Annotated in this window: 1 protein-coding gene and 1 pseudogene; both read right to left on the bottom strand. The window is 73.9% G+C overall.

The annotated features are described in order from the left end of the window. On the bottom strand, positions 1-2,591 hold a 2,591-nt coding region (locus ACSNN9_RS28165; RefSeq protein ID WP_436676339.1), incomplete at its 3' end, for a non-ribosomal peptide synthetase. A 127-nt stretch (positions 2,592-2,718) separates the two neighbouring features. Then, positions 2,719-3,393: pseudogene (locus tag ACSNN9_RS28160) on the bottom strand (non-ribosomal peptide synthetase); the annotation flags it as partial.

Below are 3,393 nucleotides of genomic sequence, written 5' to 3'. Positions count from 1 at the left end.
GCCTCGTGTCGGCGGTGCACGTCGCCGAGTGCCGCCATCAGCGCGCGCAGGTCCAGCTCACCCTCGATCCACCAGGTGGTCGGGCAGACCAGTTCGAAGGGGAGCCACACGCACTTGGCGACCGACAGGGTCAGCGGGACGGGCTTCGACGGACCGGGACGGCCGGTGACGGGCGCCTCCGGTTCGGCCCCGGGACGGCGGGGCGCGGTGGCGAGCCAGCGGGCCAACCCCTGCGGCGTGGGCGTGCGGTGGATCTGCGAGACGGGCACGACGACGTCCGCGGCCTCGTCGATGCCCACGGCCACCGCCGCCGATTGCAGGGACGTGCCGCCGAGATGGAAGAAGCCGTCGCGCGCGCCGACCCGGTCCAGCCCGAGCACCGTCGCGAACACCCCGGCGACGAGGCGTTCGGCGTCGGTCGCCGGCTCCACGTACGGCACGTCCAGGTCGGGGCGCTGCGAGCCCGGTTCGGGCAGCGCCCGCCGGTCGATCTTGCCGGTGCCGCCGACGGGGAAGCGGTCCAGGACCATGAGCACGGCCGGGACCATGTAGGGCGGGAGCACGGCGGCGGCGTGGTCCCGCAGCTCCGCGGGGACGGGGGTACGCCCCTCGCGTCCGGTGACGTAGGCGACGAGGCGGGCGGTGCCGTGGTCCTCGCGACGGGTGACGACGGCGGCGCCGACGTCGGGGTGCTGGGCGAGGACGGTCTCGATCTCGCCGAGTTCGATGCGGATGCCGTTGACCTTGACCTGGTGGTCCATGCGGCCGAGGATCTCGAGTGCCCCCGCGGTGTTCCAGCGTCCGAGGTCGCCGGTCCGGTAGGCGATCCCGCCGCCGTACGGGTCGGTGACGAACCGTTCGGCGGTCAGTTCGGGGCGGTTGAGGTAGCCGTCGGCGACTCCGAAGCCGGTGATGAGGATCTCCCCGGGCACGCCCATGGGCACGAGGCCGAGGTTGGCGTCGACGACGCGGAGCTGCCGGTTCGGCATGGGCCGTCCGATGGGCACGTACGCGCCGCCCCAGCCCGCCGACGCGTCGAACCACGTGCACGCCACGGAAGCCTCGGCGGGCCCGTACGCGTTGATCAGGCGGGCGCCGGCGGCCATCCACCGGTGCGCCATGTGGGGCGGGATGGGCTCCCCGGCGAGGGTCACGCAGGACATGCTCGGGCAGTCGGCGGGGTCGACCGCGGCGAGGTTGGTGGGCGGGCAGAACGCGTGGGTCAGCTGTTCCTTGGCGATCAGGTCGGTGAGGCGGCGGGCGTCGAGCAGGTCGTCGCGGGAACAGGCCACGACGCGGGCGCCGGAGGTGAGGGCGGTGAAGATCTCGCCCAGGGCGACGTCGAAGACCGGCGCGCAGCAGTGCAGCATCCGACTGTCCGGGCCCACCGCACACTCGTCGGCCATCCAGGCGAGGAAGTTGGTCAGCCTGTCGTGGGTCAGCACGACGCCCTTCGGGGTGCCCGTGGAGCCGGACGTGTAGATCACGAACGCCGGCGCGGACACCTCGACGGTCGGCAGGTCGACCGGTTCGTGCGCCTGCACGGTCGGCCAGTCGTCGTCCAGCGCGACCACCCGTACGCCGTCGGGCCGGGGGACGCGTGGAGCGACCTCGCCGACGGTGAGCACGACCCGGGCGCCGTGGTCGGCCAGCAGCACGCGCATCCGCTCCGTCGGCCAGGAGACGTCCATCGGCGTGTACGCCGCGCCCGCCCGCAGCACGCCCATGGTGGCGATCAACGTCCACAGGCTGCGATCCAACGCCAGCGACACCACGTCACCGGGCCGCACGCCCAGCGACCGCAGGTACCCGGCCAGCGCCCCCGAGCGACGTGCCAGCTCCGCGTACGTCAGCACCTCGCCGCCGGCGACCCCCGCCACCGCCTCGGGCGTGCGCCGCGCCCACTCCAGCACCAACTCGTGGATCGGCTGACCCGGCACCTCACGCGCCGGGCCCCGGCCCCACCCCAACAACCGTTCCCGCTCCGCGTCCCCCAGCAACGGCAACCCCGACAGGCCGACCCCCGGTTCCGCCAGTCCCGCAGACGCCAGCACCATCGCCTGGTCCACCAGGCCCCGCACCCACTGCGCCGAGAACCCGTCCGCCGCGTAGTCCACCCGCACCGCCGAGCCGTCGCGGGCGACGGCCACCACCACGTCCACGTCCACCACGTCCGGCCCCGCCTCGGCCACCGGCGCGTCCGCCAACCCCACCACCACCGGACCCACCGCACCGGCGGCCAGGGCGACCGGCCCGGCCAACGCCGCGCCGACCCGCGACACCAGCTCCCCGAAACAGGGGTCACCCGCGACGTCGACCCGCAGTCCGCCACCCGACGACAGCCCCACCACCACCTCGGCCTGACCGGTGTAGCGGGCCAGCACCCCCAGGACGCCGGCCAGCACCACCGCGCCCGGGGCCGGCACGCCCGCAAGGTCGGGCAGCTCCACCGCCCGGAACTCCGAGGCCGCCCGGGCCGGCCACGCCGTCGGCCGGCGCAGGTCGCCCACCAGGTCGAGGACCTCGAAGTCGGTGCCGGTTCCGGCGGCACCCGCGGCCTCGACCCGACCACCAACGAACCCGACAGACATGAGCCAACCTCCGATCAGGGCCGGCGTGGACCCACGGGGGTACGCCGGGCGGGAAGAACCACGAACTCCGGGGACGCGGCTCGCGTCCCACGGCTGACAAGCAGTCCGGTGTGGACGGGATGGACGGTCAACCAGCGGTGGGGGAGCCCACCGGCCCGGCCTCCAGGAAGCGCAGCATGTGTCCGTTCAGCTCCTCGGCGAAGCGGTACGGCAGGTAGTCGGTGCGGATGGTGACGCGCAGCAGGGCATGGTCGGCCCGGGGCAGCACCTCGACCGTGAGGCCGTTGGGCACCTCCCGGGCGTACGGGTCGACGACCTCCTCGGCCCGGCAGCCGGGCAGCTCCAGCGGCACGACCACGTTGTCCTGGAAGACGAAGGTCGGCAGGCTGGCGACCACCTCGCCGGAGAGCCCGGCGGCGGGGTCGTCGGCGGTCTCCGCGAAGGGAACGTCCTGGGCCCGCATGAGGTCGGTGATCGTCTCGTTGACCCGCAGGACGAGTTTGTCGTCCTCCGGCCCGTCGAAGCGCACCCGGACGCAGTTGAGGTTGAGCCGGGTGGTGAAGGCGGAGTCGAGGACGCGGCTGCCCCGCCTGGCCACCACCATCAGCAGGCCGATGTCGTCCTGCTGATGGACGGCGCGCAGCGCGGAGGCGAACGCGGCGACGAAGTAGCTGGAGCGGCTGAACCGTTGTTCCCGGGCGGCCTGGTCCCAGCGTCGCATGACCTCGGGGGTGACGGTGACGATGTGTCCGGCCTTGGGTCCCCAGGCCAGTGCCTGCTCCAGCGGGGCGGTGGCCGGGCC

Origin of the sequence: Micromonospora sp. URMC 107 (assembly GCF_051386315.1) — a bacterium.
GTDB lineage: Bacteria > Actinomycetota > Actinomycetes > Mycobacteriales > Micromonosporaceae > Micromonospora.
This window is presented reverse-complemented; position numbering and strand designations above follow the sequence as displayed.